The organism is uncultured Halopseudomonas sp., assembly GCF_963977355.1.
Taxonomy (GTDB): domain Bacteria; phylum Pseudomonadota; class Gammaproteobacteria; order Pseudomonadales; family Pseudomonadaceae; genus Halopseudomonas.
The window spans coordinates 128,089-148,203 of the sequence record NZ_CAXBOV010000003.1 but is presented as its reverse complement, the minus strand read 5'-3'; the positions used below and the strand labels follow the sequence as shown (position 1 = coordinate 148,203).

Sequence of the window (20,115 nt, the reverse complement as noted above, 5' to 3'; positions counted from 1 at the left end):
ATATGCATTTCAGTGTACCATGCCAATCCGAACTGCCATTCAACGGGCACCGCCCATCAGGTAACCGGTACTCCATGTTCAGACCCTTGCCATTCTTTATCGGCCTGCGTTATACGCGCGCCAAACGCCGTAATCATTTCATTTCCTTTATTTCATTGATCTCGATGCTGGGCCTTACCCTGGGCGTGCTGGTCATGATCCTGGTGCTGTCGGTGATGAACGGTTTTGACCGTGAGTTGCGTACCCGCATCCTGGGCATGGTGCCCCATGCGACGGTCAGCTCCCAGCAGCCTATCAATGACTGGCCGATGCTGGCTGATACCTTGCTTGAGCATCCCGATGTTGAAGCGGTTGCCCCCTTCGTCCAGCTGCAGGGAATGCTTACGCATGATGGCAGTGTAGCTCCTGTTCTGGTGAACGGTATTCTGCCGGAGCAAGAGAAGGATGTTTCCATCGTCGATCAGCACATGACCCGCGGTGCCCTGACCGACCTGGAGGATGGAGAATTCGGCATTATTGTCGGCGAGCAGATTGCCAGTCGCTTTGGCGTGGGTATTGGCGACAAACTCACTTTCGTATTGCCTGAAGCTTCGGTTACCCCTGCGGGCGTCTTCCCCCGACTCAAGCGCTTCCATGTGGTAGGCACTTTCAAAGTCGGCGCGGAGCTGGATGGTTCACTGGCACTGATCCATGCCGGCGATGCAGCACGATTGTCCCGCTGGCAACCCGGCCAGGTGCAGGGTTTACGTGTCAGGCTGGGTGACCTTTTCCAGGCACCACGTGTCGCATGGGAATTGGCATCGCTGCTGCCAGGCGACTACTACGCACAGGACTGGACGCGTACCCACGGTAATCTGTTTGCCGCGATCCGGATGGAAAAGACCATGATTGGTTTGCTGCTCCTGCTGATCGTTGCCGTGGCTGCATTCAATATCATTTCTACCCTGGTTATGGTGGTAACTGACAAGAAAGCGGATATCGCTATTCTGCGGACGCTTGGTGCCTCGCCCGGAACCATCATGGGTATATTCATGGTCCAGGGTTCGGTCATTGGCGTGGTAGGTACACTGGCAGGCTGTGTACTCGGTGTGTTGGCTGCGCTTAATGTGTCGGCCATGGTTGCAGGGCTGGAAAATCTGTTCGGTATCCAGTTCCTCAGTTCCGATGTGTACTTCATCAGTTATCTGCCGTCGCAGCTTATCTGGAGCGATGTTGTGTTGATCTGTACTGCAGCTCTGGGCATGAGCTTCCTGGCCACACTATATCCGGCCTGGCGCGCCTCGCGCACCGAGCCAGCGGAGGCGTTGCGTTATGACTGATTTTGTCCTGGAATGCCGGAACCTGAGTATGGAATATGCGATCGGACCGCAGCGCTTGCGTGTTCTCGATGGCATCAACATGCAACTGGTAGCGGGGGAGCGTGTGGCTATCGTTGGCAGCTCGGGGTCGGGTAAGACGACACTGCTAAACCTGCTTGGCGGGCTGGATACACCAACCGAAGGGGAGGTCTGGTTGGCGGGCAGGCAGATGTCATCCCTGAAGGAATCAGAGCGTGGGAAGCTTCGCAATAGCGGTCTGGGCTTTGTCTACCAGTTCCATCACCTGCTGGCCGAGTTCAGCGCCCTGGAAAACGTATGCATGCCACTGTTGATTGGCAATACGCCCATCAGCGAGGCACACCGACGCGGGCAGCAGATGCTTGAGCGTGTAGGGCTGGCCAAGCGTGCCGGACACAAGCCGGGTGAATTGTCAGGGGGTGAGCGGCAGCGCGTGGCCATTGCACGGGCGCTGATCAACGAGCCTGCCTGCGTATTGCTCGATGAGCCCACCGGCAATCTTGATCAGCATACGGCGCGGAGCATTCAGCAATTGATGCTTGAACTCAGCCAGAGTCTCAAGACTGCCTTCATGGTCGTTACCCATGACCTGGCCCTTGCGTCGCAAATGGACAGGGTGCTTACCCTGGTCGAAGGCCAACTGGCTGCGCGAACCGAATAACGCCATCAGTTCTGACGACGACGTCGCATTTTGCGCTTCTGCCAGTTGCGCCCCACCCATATTCGCCAATACAACATGGTAGCGGCATAGCCCGCTACCGCGAAAACGATCCCCAGAAGAACGGAACCGAGAAGCAGCGGCTGCCATATGTGGTGGATTTCGCTGGCCAACCAGGTCATCGACAGTTCCATGGGCATGCTGCGCTCAGGTGCGCCCAGCAACATGGTGCCAATCTTGTACTCTGCGAAAAGAATCATTGGCATGGTGACCGGGTTGGTCAGCCATACCAGGCCTACCGATATGGGCAGGTTGGCGCGCGCCGGCACCGCTATAAAGGCCGAGAGCAGCATTTGCATTGGGAGGGGTAGCATCGACACGAACAGTCCGATGGCCATTGCCCGCGCAACGCTATGACGGTTGAGGTGCCATAGGTTTGGATCGTGCAGCATGCTGCCCATAAAGCGAAGCGATTTGCTTTCCTTTATGCGTTCGGGACTGGGCATGTAGCGTTTCAGGAACCGGCGTGGCATTACTAGGGTAGCCAGGGAAATGTCACTCAATTATGCATGGAATGTCAGGCGCAGACTACTGCCTGGCTGCAAAGGAAGGCCGTACAGTGGATGTATTTCGCCGCCCTCAACCCAGGGTCGTCCTGACAGGATTTTTCCTGGGGCTGATCAGTCCCCTGATGCTGGAGCAGTTGCCGTCGCTACTGGTCACTGGGGTGTTGGCCCTACTCATTCCCCTGATCTTGCTCGTCGGGCCCAGTGGCCGCCTGTTGGCGGCCGGCCTGAGTGGAATGGTCTGGGCGCTACTGGCTCATCATCTTGTACTGCATGAGCGGCTCCCCATCGAGCTTGATCAACAAGTACTCTCAATCGAAGGGCATGTTGCCGGGCTGCCTGAAGCTACTGCCACTGGTTGGCGATTCCAGCTGCAAGACGCGCTGATAGTCGATACAGGTGAATCCCTGCCTTTCATGCGTGTTCACTGGTATGCAGGCGAGCCCGTGCTGCAAGGTGAATACTGGCGATTCGAGGCCCGTGTGCGTCGCCCCCGGGGCATGTCCAATCCCGGCGCCTTTGATTATGAAGCCTGGTTATACGCCCAGGGTATTGGTGCCCTGGCGAGTATCCGTAGCGGTCAGCGTCTGGACGGCCTGCGCCATGGTGGTGTTGATGGCACGCGCACGTTTGTACGTGATCGGATATTGCATGCCCTGGGGCCGACTTCCAGTACCGAGCGGCTTCTGGCTCTGATTGTCGGCGACCGCAGCGTGCTCAGTCGGGATGATTGGCTGATACTGCAGGCGACGGGTACCAGCCACCTGATGGTAATCTCCGGCCTGCATGTGGGTCTGTTCGCCGCTGGGATATTTGCTCTGGTCACACTCGCAGGTCGACTGGGGCTGCTGCATTTGTCTTTTCCGCGTATCTGGATGGCGGCTCCGCTGGCCATCCTGGCTGCTGCAATCTATGCCGCGCTTGCCGGCTTTGCCGTGCCCACGCAGCGTGCCTTGCTGATGGTGAGCATGGTCTTGCTGGCGCGGCTGCTCTATCGACAGCCTGGGCCCTGGCTCTTCTGGTTGCTTGCCCTGTGTCTGGTTGTGATGGCCGATCCTGCCGCGCCGTTGCTGGCCGGGTTCTGGTTATCGTTCATGGCCGTCGGTCTGCTTATTTTCGGGATGGCCGGCAGACTTAGGCAGAGCGGACTCTGGTGGCGCTGGGGTCGTGCGCAATGGGTTATTTTTATCGGACTCTGGCCATGGTTGCTGTTGTGGGGCATGCCGGGCAGTCTGATTGCGCCCTGGGTAAACATCCTGGCGATTCCCTTTGTCAGTCTGCTGGTGGTGCCTTCTGCGTTACTGGGTACGCTACTGGAGCTGACCCTCGGGGTTCCCTGGCTCCTCTGGTTTGCTGCCGAGGCGCTCGATGGGTTGTTTCTTGCGCTGCAATGGGCGTCCGGCTGGCATGTACCCACCTATCTGGCGTTCCCGGGCTGGATCAACTGGGTGTTGGGAGTGACTGGGGTTCTGGCCTTGCTGAGTCCGCTGTCGCGATTGCTTTGGGTGCCCGCTCTGGCATGCTTGCCGGTGCTACTTGCAGAGCCGCAGCCAAGGCCGGAAGAGGGTGAGTTCTGGGTAACTGTGCTGGACGTGGGGCAGGGATTGTCGGTGCTGGTGCAGACCCGACAGCACGCACTTCTCTACGATGCCGGGGCGCGCTTCTCCAGTGGTTTTGATCTGGGTGAAGCCGTGGTGCATCCGGCTCTCACAAACCTGGGAGTAACCGGCCTGGATACACTTTTGGTCAGTCACGCTGATAACGATCATGCGGGTGGAGCACCGGCGATTGTGCGTCTTTTATCCGTGGACCGCGTGGTCGCCGGACAGATCGAGGACCAGAGCCCCCAGCTCGATGCTGCCGCGTGTCGCCCAGGGGAAAGCTGGAGTTGGAATGCGGTGGACTTCGAGATTGTCTACAGTGCTCCGGCGCCCGCACCGGCCAACGAACGGTCCTGCGTGCTGCGTGTGACGACGGGCAGTAGTGGAGTATTGCTGACTGGCGACGTCGGCATTCGCGGTGAGTACCAGATGCTGGCCCATGACCTGTCTGCGGAGCTGCTGTTGGCTCCTCACCATGGAAGCAGAACCTCCTCTTCCTACGCCTTGATTCGAGCGGTGGAGCCCCGATGGGTGGTCTTCAGTGCGGGCCACAGTAATCGTTTCAACCACCCGCATCCAAATGTTGTGGCGCGCTACCGGGAATTGGCTGTCGAACCTGTTTATACTAGCCGCGCCGGTGCCGTTCGTTTCGTCTTTGACAAACAACACGGCGGCCACCGTGACTGGAACTGGCGAGACAGCGCCAAGCGCTTCTGGCATGAATAACAAGAGCGCACGGGGAGTGGCTGGCCCTGTGCTAAAGTATGCTGAATTTTTGGGGAGGGATCGCTTGTGTGGGAACTGATCAGTGCGGGCGGCTGGCTGATGCTGCCGATTATCTTGTCTTCGGTTATTGCTGCTGCCATCGTGATAGAGCGTCTCTGGGCACTGCGTAGCGCCCGTGTGGCGCCCCCAGCGTTATTGGGTCAGGTCTGGCAATGGGTGCGCGAGGGCAAGCTGGATCCCGAACGTCTGAAAACCCTGCGTAGCGATTCGCCCCTGGGCGAAATCATGGCTGCAGGCCTGAACAATTCCAAGCATGGTCGGGAGATCATGAAGGAGAGCATTCAGGAAGCCGCTGGCAAGGTCATTCATGAGCTCGAGCGGTATCTCAATACCCTCGGCACGGTCGCGGCCATTACGCCTCTTCTAGGTTTGCTCGGCACAGTGATCGGCATGATCGACGTCTTCAGCGCGATCATGATCCAGGGAACCGGTAATACCGGGGTGCTGGCTGGTGGCATTTCCAAGGCGTTGATAACCACTGCCGCTGGCCTGACTGTCGCGATTCCGGCATTGTTCTTCCATCGTTTCTTTGTGCGTCGGGTGGATGAGCTGGTCGTGGCCATGGAGCAGGAGGCCACCAAACTGGTAGAGGTTCTGCAGGGTAATCGTGAAGTGGAAGCGCCGACTGCAGCGCCTGCAGGCAAGGAGCCAGTCTCACGCGTTGGTAGCACTCGCAAGGGAGCCAGGACGTGAATTTCAGGCGCCAGAGACAGGAAGAGGCCAGTGTCAATCTCACTCCCCTGATCGACGTAGTGTTTCTGCTGCTGATCTTCTTTATGGTTTCAACCACCTTTACGCGCGAGACCCAGCTCAAGCTGGATCTTCCGGAAGCGGTGTCCGGCGAGCAAGTGGAAAACCGTGACCAGCAGCAGATCGAAATGACCATATCGGCCAGCGGGGATATCGCGATCAACGACAAGGCATTGATTGCTCCGGGCTTTGATACGCTCAAGACAGCGCTCGAGCGCGAATCAGCAGGCGATCTTTCATTGCCGTTGATTATTACCGCCGATGCGCAGACGCCGCACCAATCGGTGATCATGGCGATGGATGCCGCAGGTCAGCTGGGCTTTACTCGGCTCAGGCTGACGACTACCCAGGCGGAGGCGGGCGACGGGCAGTGAAGGGATTTTCCCTAGAGCAGTTCATGCTCCGTGCCTGGTATGGCCGGCAACGATGGCTGACAGCTCTGCGACCCCTGTCTGCGCTTTACAGTCTTGTTGTGAGCAGACGCCGTGCATCATACATACAAGACGCATCGCGCGTATGGCAGTCTCCGGTACCTCTGATCGTAGTAGGTAATATCACCCTGGGCGGTACCGGCAAGACGCCCATGTGTATCTGGCTGCTTGATCATCTCAAGGCTCAAGGTATGCGCCCGGGCCTGATCAGTCGTGGTTACGGTGCTTCGCCCCAATCAATTCCCTGGCTGCTTGACCCAGGCAGTGACGATGCTGTGACGGTAGGCGATGAACCATTATTGATCGCCAGGCGTTGTCAGGTACCCGTGGTCATTGATCCGGATCGCCCGCAGGCAGCCCGGCACCTGCTGGCCAGTGCAGATGTCGACATCATTATCAGTGACGATGGACTTCAGCATTACCGACTCGGCCGTGAGCTCGAGATACTCCTGGTTGATGATGCGCGGGGATTGGGCAACGGGCGATGCCTCCCCGAAGGTCCGTTGCGCGAGCCAGCCAGCAGGGTGGAATCGGTAGACTTTGTTGTACGCAATGGCGCGGTTTCCGATAGCGCGACGGACTATGGAATGCGGCTCAAGCCTGTTGCCCTTGTCAATTTGCTTTCTGGTGAGCGCATAGAGCCTGAAAACTGGCAGGGTAGCAGACAGGTGTCAGCGGTGGCCGGGATCGGTAATCCAGAGCGTTTTTTTATCGGTCTTGAGCAGCTATCCTTTGAGTTAGAGCGTCATGTCTTTTCCGACCATGCACATTACTCCGCAGCAAGTTTTGCCGATTGCGATCCGCACAGGCCATTGATCATGACCGAAAAGGATGCAATCAAATGCAGTGGCTTTGCTCGACCCAACTGGTGGTATCTGTGCGTCGAGGCGACCATGAGTGATGCCTTTGTCAGCCAGTTGGAGCAGCGAATAGCCAGTTTCAGTCCGCCTCCGGCCTGATTGGCCCGGGTGTTCGTCCTTTTTTATTCATTTTTTCAGGAGTTGTTCGATGGATCCCAAGCTGCTTGATATCCTGGCCTGCCCGATCTGCAAGGGCCCGCTGGTACAGAATGCCGACAAGACCGAGTTGTGGTGTCGCGTCGATGGTCTTGCCTATCCGGTTCGCGATGGCATCCCCGTCATGCTGGAAGTTGAGGCCCGCGCCCTGGATGCAGACGAGCGGTTGGATACCTGAATATGTTCCACGTCATCATTCCGGCCCGCTATGCTTCCACCCGCCTGCCAGGCAAGCCGCTGCTTGATATTGGTGGCAAGACAATGATTCAGCGCGTATGGGAGCAGGCAGGTAAAAGCCAGGCTCTGAGCGTGACCGTCGCCACGGATGATGAGCGCATTGCCGAGGCCTGTCGTCATTTTGGTGCCAGCGTTGTGCTGACCCGCGCCGATCATCCCTCTGGCACTGACCGGTTGCAGGAAGTAGTGACATTGATGGGACTTGATGCTGGTGATTGTGTGGTTAACGTGCAGGGCGACGAGCCGATGATTCCACCCAGCCTGATCGATCAGGTAGCGGCAAATCTGCTCGCGCATCCACAGGCGAGTATGGCTACCCTCGCCGAGCCGTTGACGGATATTGAATCGGTATTCAATCCCAATGTGGTCAAGCTGGTGACCGACCAGCAGGGTTTCGCCCTGTATTTCAGTCGCGCACCGATTCCGTGGTCCCGGGATACCTTTGCATCCGAGCCACGCAGTATCCCGCAGGGAATGACGTTCCGTCGCCATATCGGTCTGTATGCCTACAAGGTTGGCTTTCTGCATGATTATGTTCAGTGGCCAGCGAGTCCTCTGGAAACGGCAGAGTCCCTGGAGCAATTGCGCGCTCTCTGGTTTGGTTGCCGGATTCAGGTGGCTGATGCCTGTGAAGCCCCGGCGCCAGGTATTGACACCCAGGACGATCTGGAGCGAGTACGCGCGATGCTGGCTGGATCCTGATGCTCGCCGTGCAACAGCAGGCTGACCTGTGTGCATACAACTCCCTTGGTATTACCGAGCGTGCGGAGTATCTGCTGGAGATCGGCAGCGACCGGGAGCTCATCGGTGCACTGACTGAGGCCAGACAGCACGGCTGGCCTGTTACTGTGCTGGGCGGCGGAAGTAACGTGGTGATTACCGGATACCTGGCTGGTTTGGTCGTGGTCATGCGCAGTCGCGGTCGGCGAGTCTTGCGGCGTGACACAGATGCCGTACTGATAGAGGGAGAGGCCGGTGAAAACTGGCATGACCTGGTTAACTGGACGCTGGATCTGGGGCTGTACGGACTGGAAAATCTGTCTCTTATTCCGGGTACCCTGGGCGCCGCCCCGGTCCAGAATATTGGCGCCTATGGCGTTGAACTACAGGATACCTTTCACAGTCTGGACGCCCTGGACCGGGTGACCGGCAAGATTCGACAATTTGATCGAGCGGCATGCCAGTTCGCCTATCGCGAGTCCGTGTTCAAACAGATGCCCGGACGCTATGTGATTTTGCGGGTCCGGCTCAAGTTACGCCGTCATGGCCAGATCCGCGTCGATTATGCCCCCCTTGATTCGGCCTGGCAGGCAACCTGTCTGCAGCGGCCAGATCCGCGGGTGGTTGCCAGGCTGGTCTGTCAGATTCGCCAGTCGAAATTGCCGGACCCGGCGGTACTAGGCAATGCGGGTAGTTTTTTCAAGAATCCTCTGGTGACTTCGGAACAACTTGGCATCCTCCAGGCCTCCTATCCCGGCATACCGCACTATCCGCAGCCAGACGGCCGATACAAGGTTGCTGCCGGGTGGTTGATTGACCAGTCCGGTTGGAAGGGAGTTCGTGATGGCAGTGTGGGTGTACATGCCCTGCAGGCGCTGGTGCTGGTAAATCACGGTGGTGCGCGGGGCGAAGATATACTCTCGCTGGCCAGACGCATCAGTGAGGATGTTCATAACCGGTTTGGTCTGGAACTGGAAATGGAGCCGCAGCGGCTGGGTTGAAGGGTCTAGTCTGTTAAAGCCAAGATAAAAAAAGGGGATGCATTAAGCATCCCCTTTTTACATTGCCTTTGCCGTATCAGGGCTTGGGCTTTTCTTCCTGCTGCTGGCGCAGATCATGGGTCTCTGGGTGATCTTCATCACCTGTCGCATCTGCTGTAGCGGGCGACTCGACCGTATCGATGGGCAGCAGGTCAGCCTGTTCCGGATTGGCTGCACGCTCCTGCTCCTGCTCGGGCTGCGGTACCTCGGTTTGCTCAGCTGACGTTGATTGCTCCTCGACTACCGGCAATTGAGCGACCGGATCTACCACAGGTGCCGGTTGATCAGGCAGGGGAGTGACGTCCTGAACCGGTGTTACCGCTTCTGTTTCTTCGCTTGCAGCCTGCTGTTCAGCCAAACGCTTGGCTTCCTGCTGGCGGCGGCGAATTTCCCGAGGATCGTTATAGGCACGTCCACTTTCTGTTGGCGGATTCACAGGCTCCGCAGGTTTTTCCGGCTCGGGCTTGATTTCAGTCTTAGCCGCAATTGTCTCCTCCAGAGCGGGTGAAGGCGCAACCGGCTCCGCGTGTACCCGTACCTCGGGTTCCTGTTGAGTTGCTTCGACCGCAGAGGCACTGATTTGTACTGCAGGCTCGACCGGCGTCTCAACGACTGGTTCAACCGTTGCTACGTCAGGCTCTGACGTTGATGCTTTCATCTCCGGCACTTGCTCGACAGGAGCAGGAGCCTCGACAGGAGCAGGAGTGGCTTGCTCCTCAGTTGCGTTCGCATCTGCTGCTTTGGGTTGCGATTGGCTGAACGCCTGGACCGCATCCTCGATAGAGGACTCCAGATCAGTGGCGGCCTGCTTCAAACCGGCCTCTACAGGATCGGTTACATCGCTCAAGCTGCCACGTTGTTCCTGTTGTGGCTCAATCGCGGTGTCTTCCGTGCGAGCAACCGACGCGGCAGCGGTAGCGGCCAATGCGACTGCGCTATCTGCTACAGGTTGGCTTTGCTCGTTGGTCGACGACTCGTTGGATGTTGACTGTTCACCATCCTGAGCGCCTTCGGAACCGGCTGTAGTTTCATCCTGATTGACGCGACTGCGACGATTGTTCCGGCGACGCTGGCTGTTACGCGAACGACGTTTCGGACGATCATTATCGCCTGTCTCATCGGTGGTTTGCAGGTCTGTCTGATCGTCAGCAGTGGTCTGGTCCTCGGACGGTTTTTCCTCGATGCGACGCGAACGACGCTCCGCGGGCGCCTCGGAATGAGCCTGGTTCAGTTCTGGGCTCTGCTGCTCCTGCACTGCCTGCTTGGCCTCGGTCGGCGTTTCCGGCGTACCGCGACGGCGGCGACGGGTAGGTGTCTCGCCCGATTTGGTTTCAGTTACAGCTGGTGCTTCACGCTTCTCCGACTGGGGTGCCGCCTCGGTGCGTGCCGCTGGTGCCTTACGCTCGTTGCGCTCTGGACGCTCGCCGCGTTCAGGGCGTTCACTACGCTCGGGCCGATCACTACGTTCGGTACGGGGGCGCCGACCACGACCGCCACGGCGCTCATCGCCACCGCGTTTGTTATCACGCTGGGCAGGCTTGCTGGCAGATCGTTCTGTTGATTTGGCTGGCTCTTCACGAGCGGGCTCATCTTCAGAGGCAAAGAGGCTAACCAGAGATTTGATCAGACCCTTGAACAGGCCCGGTTGTGCATCATGAATCGCCTTGGTGGCGGCCACGGGAGCTGCTGCGGCAGGCGTCGGGGCTGGGCGAGAGGGCGCAAGCGTCTTGACTGCCGCTTCCTGACGCACGATAGCCTTGGTCTGGCTGACGGGAGTGGGCTCTTCGGCGACGATGTCGCTACTCATGGTGTAGCTGGTTTCGCCATTGAGAACGGCTTCATGGTCATCACGCAGACGCTGAACGTCGAAATGCGGCGTTTCCATGTGTTCACTAGGCAGAATCAGAAGGCGTACTTTGGTGCGCTCCTCAGTCTTTGCCAGCGCTTCGCGCTTCTCGTTGAGCAGGAAGGTAGCAACGGCAATGGGCACGTGTGCGCGCACTTCCGCAGTACGTTCTTTCAGGGCTTCTTCTTCGATCAGACGCAGGACTGACAGCGACAGGGACTCTACGTCGCGGATTGTGCCGCGGCCATTACAGCGTGGGCAGACAATACCGCTGGTCTCACCCAGGGATGGGCGCAGACGTTGACGGGACATTTCCAGCAGACCGAAACGTGAAATCCGGCCAACCTGTACACGGGCGCGGTCCGCTTCCAGACTTTCCTTGACGCGTTCTTCAACAGCGCGCTGATTCTTGGCCGGTGACATGTCGATGAAGTCGATAACGATCAGGCCGCCGATGTCACGCAGGCGCAACTGGCGAGCAATCTCTTCAGCCGCTTCCAGGTTGGTCTGCAGGGCAGTCTCCTCGATATCGGCACCTTTGGTGGCGCGCGAGGAGTTGATGTCGATGGAGACCAGTGCTTCGGTATGGTCGATCACGATGGATCCGCCGGAAGGCAGCTTCACTTCACGCTCGAAGGCGGTTTCAATCTGGCTTTCGATCTGGAAGCGGTTGAACAGCGGTACGGTATCCTCGTACAGCTTCACCTTGCTGGCGTACTGCGGCATCACCTGGCTGATGAAGTTAAGTGCTTCTTCCTTGACGGTATCACTGTCGATCAGCACTTCGCCGATATCCTGGCGCAGATAATCGCGGATGGCACGAATGATGACGTTGCTTTCCTGATAGATCAGGAATGGGGAAGGGCGCTCGTCCGAGGCGCCCTTGATGGCACCCCAGAGTTGCAACAGGTAATCCAGATCCCATTGCAGCTCTTCCGCACTGCGGCCAAGGCCAGCGGTGCGCACGATCATACCCATATCTGCTGGAACGTTCAGGCTATTGATAGCTTCACGCAGGTCGTTGCGCTCTTCACCCTCGATGCGGCGGGAAATGCCACCGGCGCGGGGGTTGTTGGGCATCAATACCAGGTAGCGACCTGCGAGACTGATAAAGGTGGTCAGAGCCGCGCCTTTGTTTCCGCGCTCTTCCTTGTCGACCTGGACGATGACTTCCTGGCCTTCGCGCAGGACTTCCTTGATGTTGACGCGGCCCTCGGGCTGCTTCGAGAAGTACTCGCGGGAAATTTCCTTCAGCGGCAAGAAGCCGTGGCGGTCAGAGCCGAAATCTACGAACGCAGCTTCAAGGCTGGGTTCTACACGGGTGATCTTGCCTTTATAGATGTTGGCTTTTTTCTGTTCGCGTGCTCCGGATTCTATATCCAGATCGTACAGGCGTTGGCCATCTACCAGGGCGACTCGCAACTCTTCGGGTTGAGTTGCGTTGATCAGCATTCTTTTCATGAAGTACCGTTGTGTTTCCAGTGCTGCCCGGATCACACAATGACGGCACCTGCGACTCGTATGACAGGTGTCAGGGGTGTTTCTGCTTGGGCCAACCTTGCCCTTGTTCAGATTTCATGCGCTACCACGGGGCAGGGCAATACTGTCTGTTACGGCGAGTACAGATAAACCGTTTCTGGAAGTCTTTGAAAAAGCCTGCGTGACCATGCCACAACAGCGCTGTACGCAAACCGATGCAACTACAAAATACGCCGGGAATGCATTTCAGGTCTCTGCTGACCGTGTCAGCACGTGGCCTGTTCAAAAACTGCCTTAGGGAGGAATCAGCCGGACTGGGAACGGGGACATATTGCTGGGCAACTGTCAGCGCTCGTCACATGATCCTGAAGCTGTGCATCTCCACCTGACACTTACCCATCTTGATCGGGTGCCGCTCATCGCTTTATCGGGAGCGGGTTTATATTCTGGCTGCCACCTGGCAACCAGCGTGTCGATCAATGGAACTTGCCGGCCTACTGTTTGATAAACGCCTGGCATAGCCCCAAATGTCGTTGTTTCTGGGGGCTGCGCGATGATGATGCGCCTGCTGTTTCCCCGGCTGCCTGTTACGCAGCTTCAGCGAATATAACAGCATTTTTTAAGTGCTTCAATTGCAAGAAAAAATGTATCATGCGCGAATGAATGAAAGTACATCTCCTGCCGCTCCTCCCGTCCAGTTTGACCTGATTGCCGAAGACCTGGCCGGGCAGCGCATCGACAACTATCTGATCACTCGTCTCAAGGGTGCGCCCCGTACGCTGGTCTATCGAATCCTGCGCAAGGGAGAAGTGCGCGTCAATAAAGGAAGGGTCAAGCCAGACTATCGTCTCCAGGCCGGCGATAGCGTGCGGATACCACCAGTGCGGTTGCCAGAACCGAACGAGCCGGTGCTGGTCGGGCAAGGCATTCTGCAGGCACTCGAGCAGAATATCCTCTATGAAGACAAGGGGCTTATTGTGATCAACAAGCCTGCGGGTCTTGCCGTGCACGGTGGCAGTGGTCTCAATTTCGGTGTTATCGAGGCGATGCGTCAGTTGCGTCCCGATGTACCCCAGATGGAGTTGGTACACCGACTTGACCGCGATACCTCTGGATGCCTGATGATTGCCAAAAAGCGCAGCATGCTTCGGCATCTGCACGCCGCGTTGCGCGGCGATGGTGTGCGTAAATGCTACCTTGCGTTGGTGCGCGGCCATTGGCCAGCAACCACGCGGAAGGTGCATGCGCCGTTGCAAAAAAATAATCTGCGTTCCGGCGAGCGGATGGTCGAGGTGAATGCCGAAGGTAAGGAATCCTTGACCGAGTTCAGCGTGCTCCAGCGCTTTGGCGACTTCGCTACGCTGGTGGAAGCGCGTCCGATTACCGGGCGTACTCACCAGATCCGCGTTCACGCCCGGCATGCTGGTCACGTGATTGCCGGAGATCCGAAATACGGTAGCGATGAGTTCTCCCAGCAGATAAAAGAGCTGGGTGGAAAACGGCTCTTTCTGCATGCGGCGTCGTTGCACGTTGAGTTGCCAGATGGTACGCAGCTGGACGTAAAGGCCGAGCCAGGTCGCATGTGGGATGACACGCTGCGCAGGTTAACCAATGCCTGAACTCAAAACGCTGATATTTGATTGGGATGGGACGCTATGTGATTCCATCAGTCGCATTGTTGAGTCCATGGTGGGCGCCGCGAAGCGGACCGGTCTTGACGTTCCTTCTGAAAGGGCGGTGCGCGATATAATAGGCTTGGGCCTGCCCGAGGCCATTGCTATTCTGTTTCCCGGTCTGGACGAGCCCTGGTTGGCGGAAAAGTTGCGCCAGGAATACAGCGAACATTATATCGCCTTGGAGCAGCAGCCCGCCCAACTGTTCCCAGGTGTGATTGAAGCCCTGGATAACTTTCGTTCTGCCGGTTTCAAGATGGCAGTGGCGACCGGCAAGAGTCGCCGCGGGCTTGATCGGGTTCTGTCTGCCCACGGTTTGACCGGTTTCTTCGATATGACTCGCTGCGCTGATGAAACCCTTAGCAAGCCGCATCCACGCATGCTGGAAGAGATTCTCAATCGTCTGGAAACGCCAGCCAGTTGCGCGCTGATGCTAGGCGACAGTGAATTTGATATACGCATGGCACATGGCGCGAGGGTGCGGGCTGTTGCTGCGAGCTACGGGGCGCAATCCAGGGAGCACCTGTTGCAAAGCCGTCCCGAGCATTGTATTGATGCGTTTACTGAATTTCCGGGGTTGGTCATGCCCGGTTCACAGGCTATTTAGCAGCAGAGGGTAGATGATGTCTCAGGATAAATGGACCGAGGGTCCCATGCTCAACCGCGATCAGGCTCAGGCCGGCGCGAATGATGGCAAGGCCTGGGAGCTGATCGAGCGCACCATGCTGGCGTCGGTCCAGGAGCAGCGCAGGACGCGGCGCTGGGGAATATTCTTCAAGCTGCTGGTATTCATCTATCTGTTTGGCGCCATCGCGTTGTTTTCACCCCTGTTGTCGATGGAGGGTGCAACCTCCATGCAGCCGCATACCGCCGTTATTGAGTTGCGCGGGCCAATCGCCGATCAGCAGGAAGCTAGCGCCGACAATCTGATTACGAGCCTTCGCGAGGCCTTCGAGGACGAAAATACCCGCGGGATTGTGTTACGAATTAATAGTCCGGGGGGAAGTCCGGTGCAGTCCGGATATGTATACGATGAGATTGTGCGGCTCCGCGGTCTGTATCCGGATACTCCCTTATATGCTGTTATCACCGATCTGGGGGCTTCAGGGGCTTATTATATCGCCGCCGCAGCTGACAAGATTTATGCAGACAAGGCGAGCCTGGTCGGATCGATAGGTGTAACCGCCGCTGGATTCGGTTTCGTTGAGACGCTCGACAAGCTGGGCGTCGAGCGCCGCATTTATGCCTCCGGTAAGCACAAGACGTTCCTTGACCCGTTCCAGCCCGAGAAGCCAGAGGAAATCGAGTTCTGGCAGGGTGTGCTAGGTACCGTCCATCAACAGTTCATTGATCAGGTCAAGGCTGGGCGTGGCGATCGTCTCAAAGAGCATCCCGATATGTTCAGTGGTCTTATCTGGTCGGGCGAGCAGGCTCTGGATCTGGGTTTGATCGATGGTTACGGCAGCGCTTCACAGGTAGCGCGTGACGTTGTGGGGGTCGAGGAATTGGTCGATTTTACTAATCGAGAGTCTCCAATTGAGCGATTTGCGCGGCAGATCGGCGCCAGTATGGGTAATACTCTGTCCACCCATCTTGGTCTGAGCGCGCCATTGCTTCGATAATAATGCTCAGGGGAGGGTCAGCCCCGCCGCCGCCAGCATGTCGCACAGTCTGATCAGTGGCAAACCGATCAGGCTGTTGGGATCTTCACCGCGCAATGCATGAAAGAGTGTGATGCCCAGCCCCTCCATCTTGAAGCTGCCGGCGCAGTCATATGGCTGCTCGCGGCGCAAGTAGCGCTCAATCTGATCCTGGGTAAGTTCGCGGAAAGTCACATCGTAAGGCTCTGTCGATATCTGGTGTTTGCCGGTGGATGTATTGAGCAGACACAGGGCAGTGAAAAACCGTACGGTCTTGCCGCTGCAGTTGTTTAACTGTTTATACGCGGCATCGTAGTTGCCCGGCTTGCTTACTGGAGAGCCCTCAAGTAGCAGAACTTGATCTGAGCCGATAATCAGGTGTGCGGGCCAGGATTTTTCCAGGGCTTGTGCCTTGGCTAGCGCCAGTCGCTGCGACAGATCGGTGGCACTCTCGCCAGCAAATGGGGTCTCATCTATATCGGGCGCGGACCACTCGAAGGGCTGGCCCAGGCGTCCGAGCAGTTCGCGGCGATAGGGCGAACCCGAAGCGAGTACCAGTGGCAACATGATGTGGCTCCTGCGGAGGTAAAAGGGGCCGCTATCCTAACCTGTGCTGCTGGGTCTTGCATAAATCTGCAAATAGTTTTGACAGCAAGGTGCATGATGCCTAGAATTGCGCGCTTATGTCTGGACCCATACCCGCACACATAGAGCCGCGCAAGCTGGTTGACCGTGAAATCGTTCTTGAAGGAACGGTGGCTACCGTCAAGATGCCCAGGTTGAGCGCGCTGTTGGACGCCCCCGCAGGGGACGTTCAGGTCAAGCTCGCTTTCGCACGGGACGAGCAGGGTATTGCTACTCTGCACGGGCACTACCAGGCCGAGGTAGCGTTGATCTGTCAGCGTTGTCTTGAGCAGGTCGTGGTACCGCTCGATAGTCAGTGTGACGTGGGTTTTGTCGAAAGTGACGAAGCAGCCAAAAATCTGCCGAAGCACTACGAACCGGTTATTGTGGATGATGAACCCCTGGATCTGCACGCGCTGATCGAGGACGAACTGTTACTGGCTTTGCCACCAGTTCCAATGCATCCAATGGAAACATGCGAGCATCCGCCGGGCTATACCCCCGACCCGGTGGACGTTGAAGAACCGGCTGAAAAGCCTAACCCCTTCAGTGTGCTGGCATCGTTAAAACGTGATACCTGAAAAGCTTAGGAGCTTATCGCCATGGCAGTACAGCAGAACAAAAAGTCTCGTTCAGCACGCGGCATGCGCCGTTCACACGACGCGCTGTCTTCAGCAGCCCTGTCTGTGGATAGCACCACCGGCGAGACTCACCTCCGTCACCATGTGACCCCAGATGGCTTCTACCGTGGCCGTCAGGTAGTCAACAAGGATAGCGAAGAGTAAGTCTTGTCCACGTCAATCCGCTTAGCGATTGATGTGATGGGCGGGGACTTCGGTCCCCGTTGCATTATCCCTGCGGTAGCCCACAGTCTCCGGCAGATACCCGATCTGCAGGTACTTCTGGTTGGTGACGCCAAGCAGATTGAACACCTCTGTAACAAGCATCAGCTTCCGTCCGGACGCATACGATGCATTCCCACGACTCAAATCATTCTTGCTGACGATCCGCCGGCCAGCGTTCTGCGCGGTAAGCCGGATGCATCCATGCGTGTGGCCATTCAGCAGGTACGCGATGGACATGCCGATGCCTGTCTTAGTGCCGGTAATACCGGGGCGCTAATGGTCCTGTCACGCTCCATCCTCGGTACACTCGATAAAATAGAGCGGCCGGCTATCATGGCGGCGCTCCCGGTAGCAGGTAAAACCTGCTATTTGCTGGATCTGGGTGCCAACGTGGATTGCTCGGCACTGCAGCTCGTCCAGTTTGCCGTGATGGGAGCCGAAGCTGCCCGTGAGCTTTCCGGGCTGAGTGATCCGCGCATTGGTTTGTTGAACATCGGCAAAGAAGTCAACAAGGGCAGTCAGCGGGTGCGCGAGGCCAGTGAATTGCTTCGCCAGCATGAGACACTGAATTATATCGGTCATGTGGAAGGTGATGGCCTGTTTCGGGGGGACGCGGACGTGGTGGTCTGTGATGGTTTTGTCGGTAACGTGGTACTCAAGGCCAGTGAGGGGTTAGCGAGCTACATGCAAGCCGAGCTCCGAACGGCGCTGAGAGCCAACCTGGTTTTGCGTTGTCTGTCACCCCTGTTGCACTTTGCCTTGCGGCCAATGATCCGGCGACACGATCCTGGCTGCTACAATGGCGCAAGTCTGTTGGGTCTGAAGGGTGTGGTCGTCAAAAGCCATGGAGGCGCCAATGAAGATGCCTTTTCGGCGGCCATTGACCGGGCAGCGCAGGCTGGTCGAAGCAATCTTCCGCAGCGCATCGCGCATCGGCTGGGAATGCGACCGGCTGGCTCCCGTGACACCCAGGCGCAGTAATCTGTGACCCGCGCCAGTCCGCTGCCATCCAAACAACAATTGCTGATGGCAAACAGCGAATATGACAATAAATGAGGATGATGGAATGTCTCAAACCCTTGCATTTGTTTTTCCCGGCCAGGGCTCCCAGGCGATTGGCATGCTTGGCCCGCTTGCTCAGGAGCACAGCCTGATCACCGAAACCTTCGCCGAAGCCTCCGAGGCGCTGGGTTATGACCTTTGGGCGCTCTGTCAGGAAGGGCCGGAAGCAGATTTGAATCGCACCGATCGTACTCAGCCAGCGATTCTTGCTGCGTCCATCGCACTTTGGCGTCTGTGGTGCTCAACCAGCTCGGTCCGTCCGGCGTACGTGGCTGGTCATAGCCTGGGTGAGTATTCTGCCCTGGTAGCGGCTGAGGTGATCAGCTTTGCCGACGCGTTGCGGCTGGTCGAGCGCCGTGGTCAATTGATGCAGCAGGCTGTGCCGGAGGGGCAGGGTGGTATGGCTGCCATTCTGGGCTTGGAAGATGGTCAGATTGTCGATATCTGTGCGCAGGCAGCGCAGGGAGAAGTGGTCAGCGCGGTCAATTTCAATGCGCCGGGCCAGGTAGTCATCGCCGGCCAGGCCAGCGCAGTTGAGCGCGCCATCGAACAATGCAAGGCAGCCGGGGCCAAGCGTGCTATTGCGCTGCCGGTCAGCGTGCCCTCGCACTGCGCTCTGATGAAGCCCGCCGCTGAGCAGTTGAGCAAAGATCTTGATTCCCTGAGTTGGCAGGAGCCGCGCGTTACGCTGGTACAGAACGTATCGGCGCAGCCGGCCGCTGATCTGCAAAGCCTCCGTCAGCAACTGGTCGAGCAACTTTATAATCCGGTGCGGTGGGTAGAAAGCATTGAATGGATGGCTGCCCAGGGTGTGACTGATCTTGTTGAGTGTGGGCCAGGACGTGTTCTGTCAGGCTTGAACAAGCGCTGCGTCAAGGGAATCAGCACCCATAATCTTGATTCGGTAGAAGGTTTTACCGCTGCCAGCAACACATTAACGCAAGGAGCCTGAATATGAGTATTGAAGGGAAAGTGGCACTGGTTACCGGTGCGAGCCGGGGTATCGGACAGGCAATAGCTCACGCCCTTGCCGCCAAGGGAGCGATCGTTGTCGGCACGGCAACCACTGATTCCGGCGCAAGCGCGATTGCTGAGAAACTTCAGGCCGCAGGCTACCAGGGCACTGGTATGAAGCTGGATGTACGCGATCCGCAGTCCGTTTCCGATGTGCTGGATCGTATCGGCAAAGAGTTCGCAGCACCGGCTATTCTGGTTAATAATGCAGGTATCACCAGCGATAATCTGCTAATGCGTATGAAAGACGATGAGTGGGATGACGTCGTCGGAACCAATCTTGGATCGGTCTTTCGACTGTCAAAGGCGGTATTGCGGGGTATGACCAAGGCCCGTTGGGGGCGTATCATTAACATAAGTTCCGTAGTGGCAGGCATGGGCAATGCGGGTCAATCCAACTACGCTGCATCCAAGGCGGGCATGGAAGGTTTTACCCGGGCTCTGGCGCGTGAGGTTGGCTCACGCTCGATTACGGTTAATGCCGTTGCGCCGGGCTTCATTGACACCGACATGACCAAGGCCTTGAATGAGGGCCAGCGCTCTGCGATGCTCGATCAGATTCCGTTAGGAAGGCTTGGTCAGGCTGAAGAAATCGCTGCAGTAGTCGAATTTCTGACTGGTGAGTCGGCCGGTTACATTACCGGTGCGGTAATTCCGGTGAACGGCGGCATGTTTATGAGCTAAGATGTAACCCTTCTGGCATGGGCCTTTGCGCCCACCAGACCGGAACAGTTTTTACGCGGTGAGGGTCTGATGGCCCTGACCTCTTTGAGATAGAAACGATTCATGC

20 protein-coding genes are annotated in these 20,115 nt (G+C 57.5%); 17 read left to right on the top strand and 3 right to left on the bottom strand.

From position 1 onward, the window contains the following. Window positions 1-74: 74 nt before the first annotated feature. Together AAC076_RS02475 and lolD are read left to right on the top strand one after the other, a co-directional pair. Window positions 75-1,319, top strand: coding sequence for a lipoprotein-releasing ABC transporter permease subunit (locus tag AAC076_RS02475; RefSeq protein WP_339842778.1), 1,245 nt, complete (start codon window positions 75-77; stop codon window positions 1,317-1,319). Beyond that, complete coding sequence (gene lolD, locus AAC076_RS02470; RefSeq protein ID WP_339842777.1) at window positions 1,312-1,998, top strand: lipoprotein-releasing ABC transporter ATP-binding protein LolD; 687 nt, start codon at window positions 1,312-1,314, stop codon at window positions 1,996-1,998. The genes AAC076_RS02475 and lolD overlap by 8 nt, the downstream gene beginning before the upstream one ends. A 5-nt stretch (window positions 1,999-2,003) precedes the next feature. On the opposite strand, the gene AAC076_RS02465 is transcribed toward lolD, so the two are convergent. Further along, window positions 2,004-2,528, bottom strand: a complete 525-nt coding sequence (locus tag AAC076_RS02465) for a DUF2062 domain-containing protein (RefSeq protein WP_339842776.1) — start codon at window positions 2,526-2,528, stop codon at window positions 2,004-2,006. 32 nt (window positions 2,529-2,560) lie between these two features. On the opposite strand from AAC076_RS02465, the gene AAC076_RS02460 reads away from it, so the two are divergent. The 7 genes from AAC076_RS02460 (at window position 2,561) to murB (ending at window position 9,103) form a co-directional block, all read left to right on the top strand. Next, window positions 2,561-4,888, top strand: coding sequence for a DNA internalization-related competence protein ComEC/Rec2 (locus AAC076_RS02460; protein ID WP_339842775.1), 2,328 nt, complete (start codon window positions 2,561-2,563; stop codon window positions 4,886-4,888). Between the two features lie 66 nt (window positions 4,889-4,954). Then, complete coding sequence (locus AAC076_RS02455) at window positions 4,955-5,641, top strand: MotA/TolQ/ExbB proton channel family protein (protein ID WP_339842774.1); 687 nt, start codon at window positions 4,955-4,957, stop codon at window positions 5,639-5,641. Beyond that, complete coding sequence (locus tag AAC076_RS02450) at window positions 5,638-6,072, top strand: biopolymer transporter ExbD (RefSeq protein WP_339842772.1); 435 nt, start codon at window positions 5,638-5,640, stop codon at window positions 6,070-6,072. The genes AAC076_RS02455 and AAC076_RS02450 overlap by 4 nt, the downstream gene beginning before the upstream one ends. A 23-nt stretch (window positions 6,073-6,095) precedes the next feature. Beyond that, entirely contained in the window at window positions 6,096-7,088 is a 993-nt protein-coding gene (lpxK, locus tag AAC076_RS02445) for a tetraacyldisaccharide 4'-kinase (RefSeq protein ID WP_339842806.1), read from the top strand. Window positions 7,089-7,137: 49 nt separating this feature from the next. Further along, a complete protein-coding gene (locus AAC076_RS02440; protein ID WP_339842771.1) occupies window positions 7,138-7,323 on the top strand; it encodes a Trm112 family protein in 186 nt (61 codons plus the stop codon). Between the two features lie 2 nt (window positions 7,324-7,325). Then, window positions 7,326-8,084: a 3-deoxy-manno-octulosonate cytidylyltransferase gene (gene kdsB, locus AAC076_RS02435; protein ID WP_339842770.1), complete on the top strand. Its 759-nt coding sequence runs from the start codon at window positions 7,326-7,328 to the stop codon at window positions 8,082-8,084. After that, window positions 8,084-9,103: a UDP-N-acetylmuramate dehydrogenase gene (gene murB / locus AAC076_RS02430; RefSeq protein WP_339842769.1), complete on the top strand. Its 1,020-nt coding sequence runs from the start codon at window positions 8,084-8,086 to the stop codon at window positions 9,101-9,103. The genes kdsB and murB overlap by 1 nt, the downstream gene beginning before the upstream one ends. Before the next feature lie 76 nt (window positions 9,104-9,179). Here the strand turns inward: murB and rne are convergent, their stop codons facing one another. Then, entirely contained in the window at window positions 9,180-12,449 is a 3,270-nt protein-coding gene (gene rne / locus AAC076_RS02425; RefSeq protein ID WP_339842768.1) for a ribonuclease E, read from the bottom strand. Window positions 12,450-13,126: 677 nt separating this feature from the next. Between rne and rluC the strand changes: the two genes are divergently transcribed. Genes rluC through AAC076_RS02410 form a run of 3 tightly spaced genes read left to right on the top strand, consistent with a single transcriptional unit; the run spans window position 13,127 to window position 15,762 of the window. Further along, complete coding sequence (gene rluC / locus AAC076_RS02420) at window positions 13,127-14,086, top strand: 23S rRNA pseudouridine(955/2504/2580) synthase RluC (protein WP_339842767.1); 960 nt, start codon at window positions 13,127-13,129, stop codon at window positions 14,084-14,086. Beyond that, window positions 14,079-14,747 (top strand): HAD-IA family hydrolase, encoded by a 669-nt coding sequence (locus AAC076_RS02415; RefSeq protein ID WP_339842766.1) that lies wholly within the window; start codon window positions 14,079-14,081, stop codon window positions 14,745-14,747. The genes rluC and AAC076_RS02415 overlap by 8 nt, the downstream gene beginning before the upstream one ends. A 46-nt stretch (window positions 14,748-14,793) precedes the next feature. After that, entirely contained in the window at window positions 14,794-15,762 is a 969-nt protein-coding gene (locus AAC076_RS02410) for a S49 family peptidase (RefSeq protein ID WP_339842765.1), read from the top strand. A gap of 6 nt (window positions 15,763-15,768) precedes the next feature. Here AAC076_RS02410 and AAC076_RS02405 read toward each other — a convergent pair whose 3' ends face one another. Further along, window positions 15,769-16,347: a Maf family nucleotide pyrophosphatase gene (locus AAC076_RS02405; protein WP_339842764.1), complete on the bottom strand. Its 579-nt coding sequence runs from the start codon at window positions 16,345-16,347 to the stop codon at window positions 15,769-15,771. A 116-nt stretch (window positions 16,348-16,463) separates the two neighbouring features. On the opposite strand from AAC076_RS02405, the gene AAC076_RS02400 reads away from it, so the two are divergent. The 5 genes from AAC076_RS02400 (at window position 16,464) to fabG (ending at window position 20,009) form a co-directional block, all read left to right on the top strand. Next, the gene (locus tag AAC076_RS02400) at window positions 16,464-16,985 is read left to right on the top strand and encodes a YceD family protein (RefSeq protein ID WP_339842762.1); all 522 of its coding nucleotides are present in this window, start codon (window positions 16,464-16,466) and stop codon (window positions 16,983-16,985) included. Between the two features lie 21 nt (window positions 16,986-17,006). After that, window positions 17,007-17,189 carry a 50S ribosomal protein L32 gene (gene rpmF / locus AAC076_RS02395; RefSeq protein WP_150276786.1) on the top strand — a complete coding sequence of 61 codons (183 nt, stop codon included), beginning with the start codon at window positions 17,007-17,009 and terminating at the stop codon, window positions 17,187-17,189. A gap of 3 nt (window positions 17,190-17,192) precedes the next feature. Further along, window positions 17,193-18,230: a phosphate acyltransferase PlsX gene (gene plsX, locus AAC076_RS02390; protein ID WP_339842761.1), complete on the top strand. Its 1,038-nt coding sequence runs from the start codon at window positions 17,193-17,195 to the stop codon at window positions 18,228-18,230. Window positions 18,231-18,315: 85 nt separating this feature from the next. Continuing rightward, a complete protein-coding gene (fabD, locus tag AAC076_RS02385) occupies window positions 18,316-19,263 on the top strand; it encodes an ACP S-malonyltransferase (protein WP_339842760.1) in 948 nt (315 codons plus the stop codon). Window positions 19,264-19,265: 2 nt separating this feature from the next. Continuing rightward, on the top strand, window positions 19,266-20,009 hold the full coding sequence (fabG, locus tag AAC076_RS02380) for a 3-oxoacyl-ACP reductase FabG (RefSeq protein WP_339842759.1): 744 nt from the start codon (window positions 19,266-19,268) through the stop codon (window positions 20,007-20,009). Window positions 20,010-20,115 lie beyond the last annotated feature (106 nt).

Coding starts and splice junctions, on each gene's coding strand:
- kdsB (WP_339842770.1), top strand. CDS start 7,326: ATGTTCCACGTCATCATTCCGGCCCGCTATGCTTCCACCCGCCTGCCA.
- murB (WP_339842769.1), top strand. CDS start 8,084: ATGCTCGCCGTGCAACAGCAGGCTGACCTGTGTGCATACAACTCCCTT.
- lolD (WP_339842777.1), top strand. CDS start 1,312: ATGACTGATTTTGTCCTGGAATGCCGGAACCTGAGTATGGAATATGCG.
- AAC076_RS02405 (WP_339842764.1), bottom strand. CDS start 16,347: ATGTTGCCACTGGTACTCGCTTCGGGTTCGCCCTATCGCCGCGAACTG.
- AAC076_RS02415 (WP_339842766.1), top strand. CDS start 14,079: ATGCCTGAACTCAAAACGCTGATATTTGATTGGGATGGGACGCTATGT.
- fabD (WP_339842760.1), top strand. CDS start 18,316: ATGTCTCAAACCCTTGCATTTGTTTTTCCCGGCCAGGGCTCCCAGGCG.
- rne (WP_339842768.1), bottom strand. CDS start 12,449: ATGAAAAGAATGCTGATCAACGCAACTCAACCCGAAGAGTTGCGAGTC.
- AAC076_RS02475 (WP_339842778.1), top strand. CDS start 75: ATGTTCAGACCCTTGCCATTCTTTATCGGCCTGCGTTATACGCGCGCC.
- AAC076_RS02465 (WP_339842776.1), bottom strand. CDS start 2,528: ATGCCACGCCGGTTCCTGAAACGCTACATGCCCAGTCCCGAACGCATA.
- rpmF (WP_150276786.1), top strand. CDS start 17,007: ATGGCAGTACAGCAGAACAAAAAGTCTCGTTCAGCACGCGGCATGCGC.
- AAC076_RS02400 (WP_339842762.1), top strand. CDS start 16,464: ATGTCTGGACCCATACCCGCACACATAGAGCCGCGCAAGCTGGTTGAC.
- AAC076_RS02440 (WP_339842771.1), top strand. CDS start 7,138: ATGGATCCCAAGCTGCTTGATATCCTGGCCTGCCCGATCTGCAAGGGC.
- lpxK (WP_339842806.1), top strand. CDS start 6,096: ATGCTCCGTGCCTGGTATGGCCGGCAACGATGGCTGACAGCTCTGCGA.
- fabG (WP_339842759.1), top strand. CDS start 19,266: ATGAGTATTGAAGGGAAAGTGGCACTGGTTACCGGTGCGAGCCGGGGT.
- rluC (WP_339842767.1), top strand. CDS start 13,127: ATGAATGAAAGTACATCTCCTGCCGCTCCTCCCGTCCAGTTTGACCTG.
- AAC076_RS02460 (WP_339842775.1), top strand. CDS start 2,561: ATGCATGGAATGTCAGGCGCAGACTACTGCCTGGCTGCAAAGGAAGGC.
- AAC076_RS02410 (WP_339842765.1), top strand. CDS start 14,794: ATGCTCAACCGCGATCAGGCTCAGGCCGGCGCGAATGATGGCAAGGCC.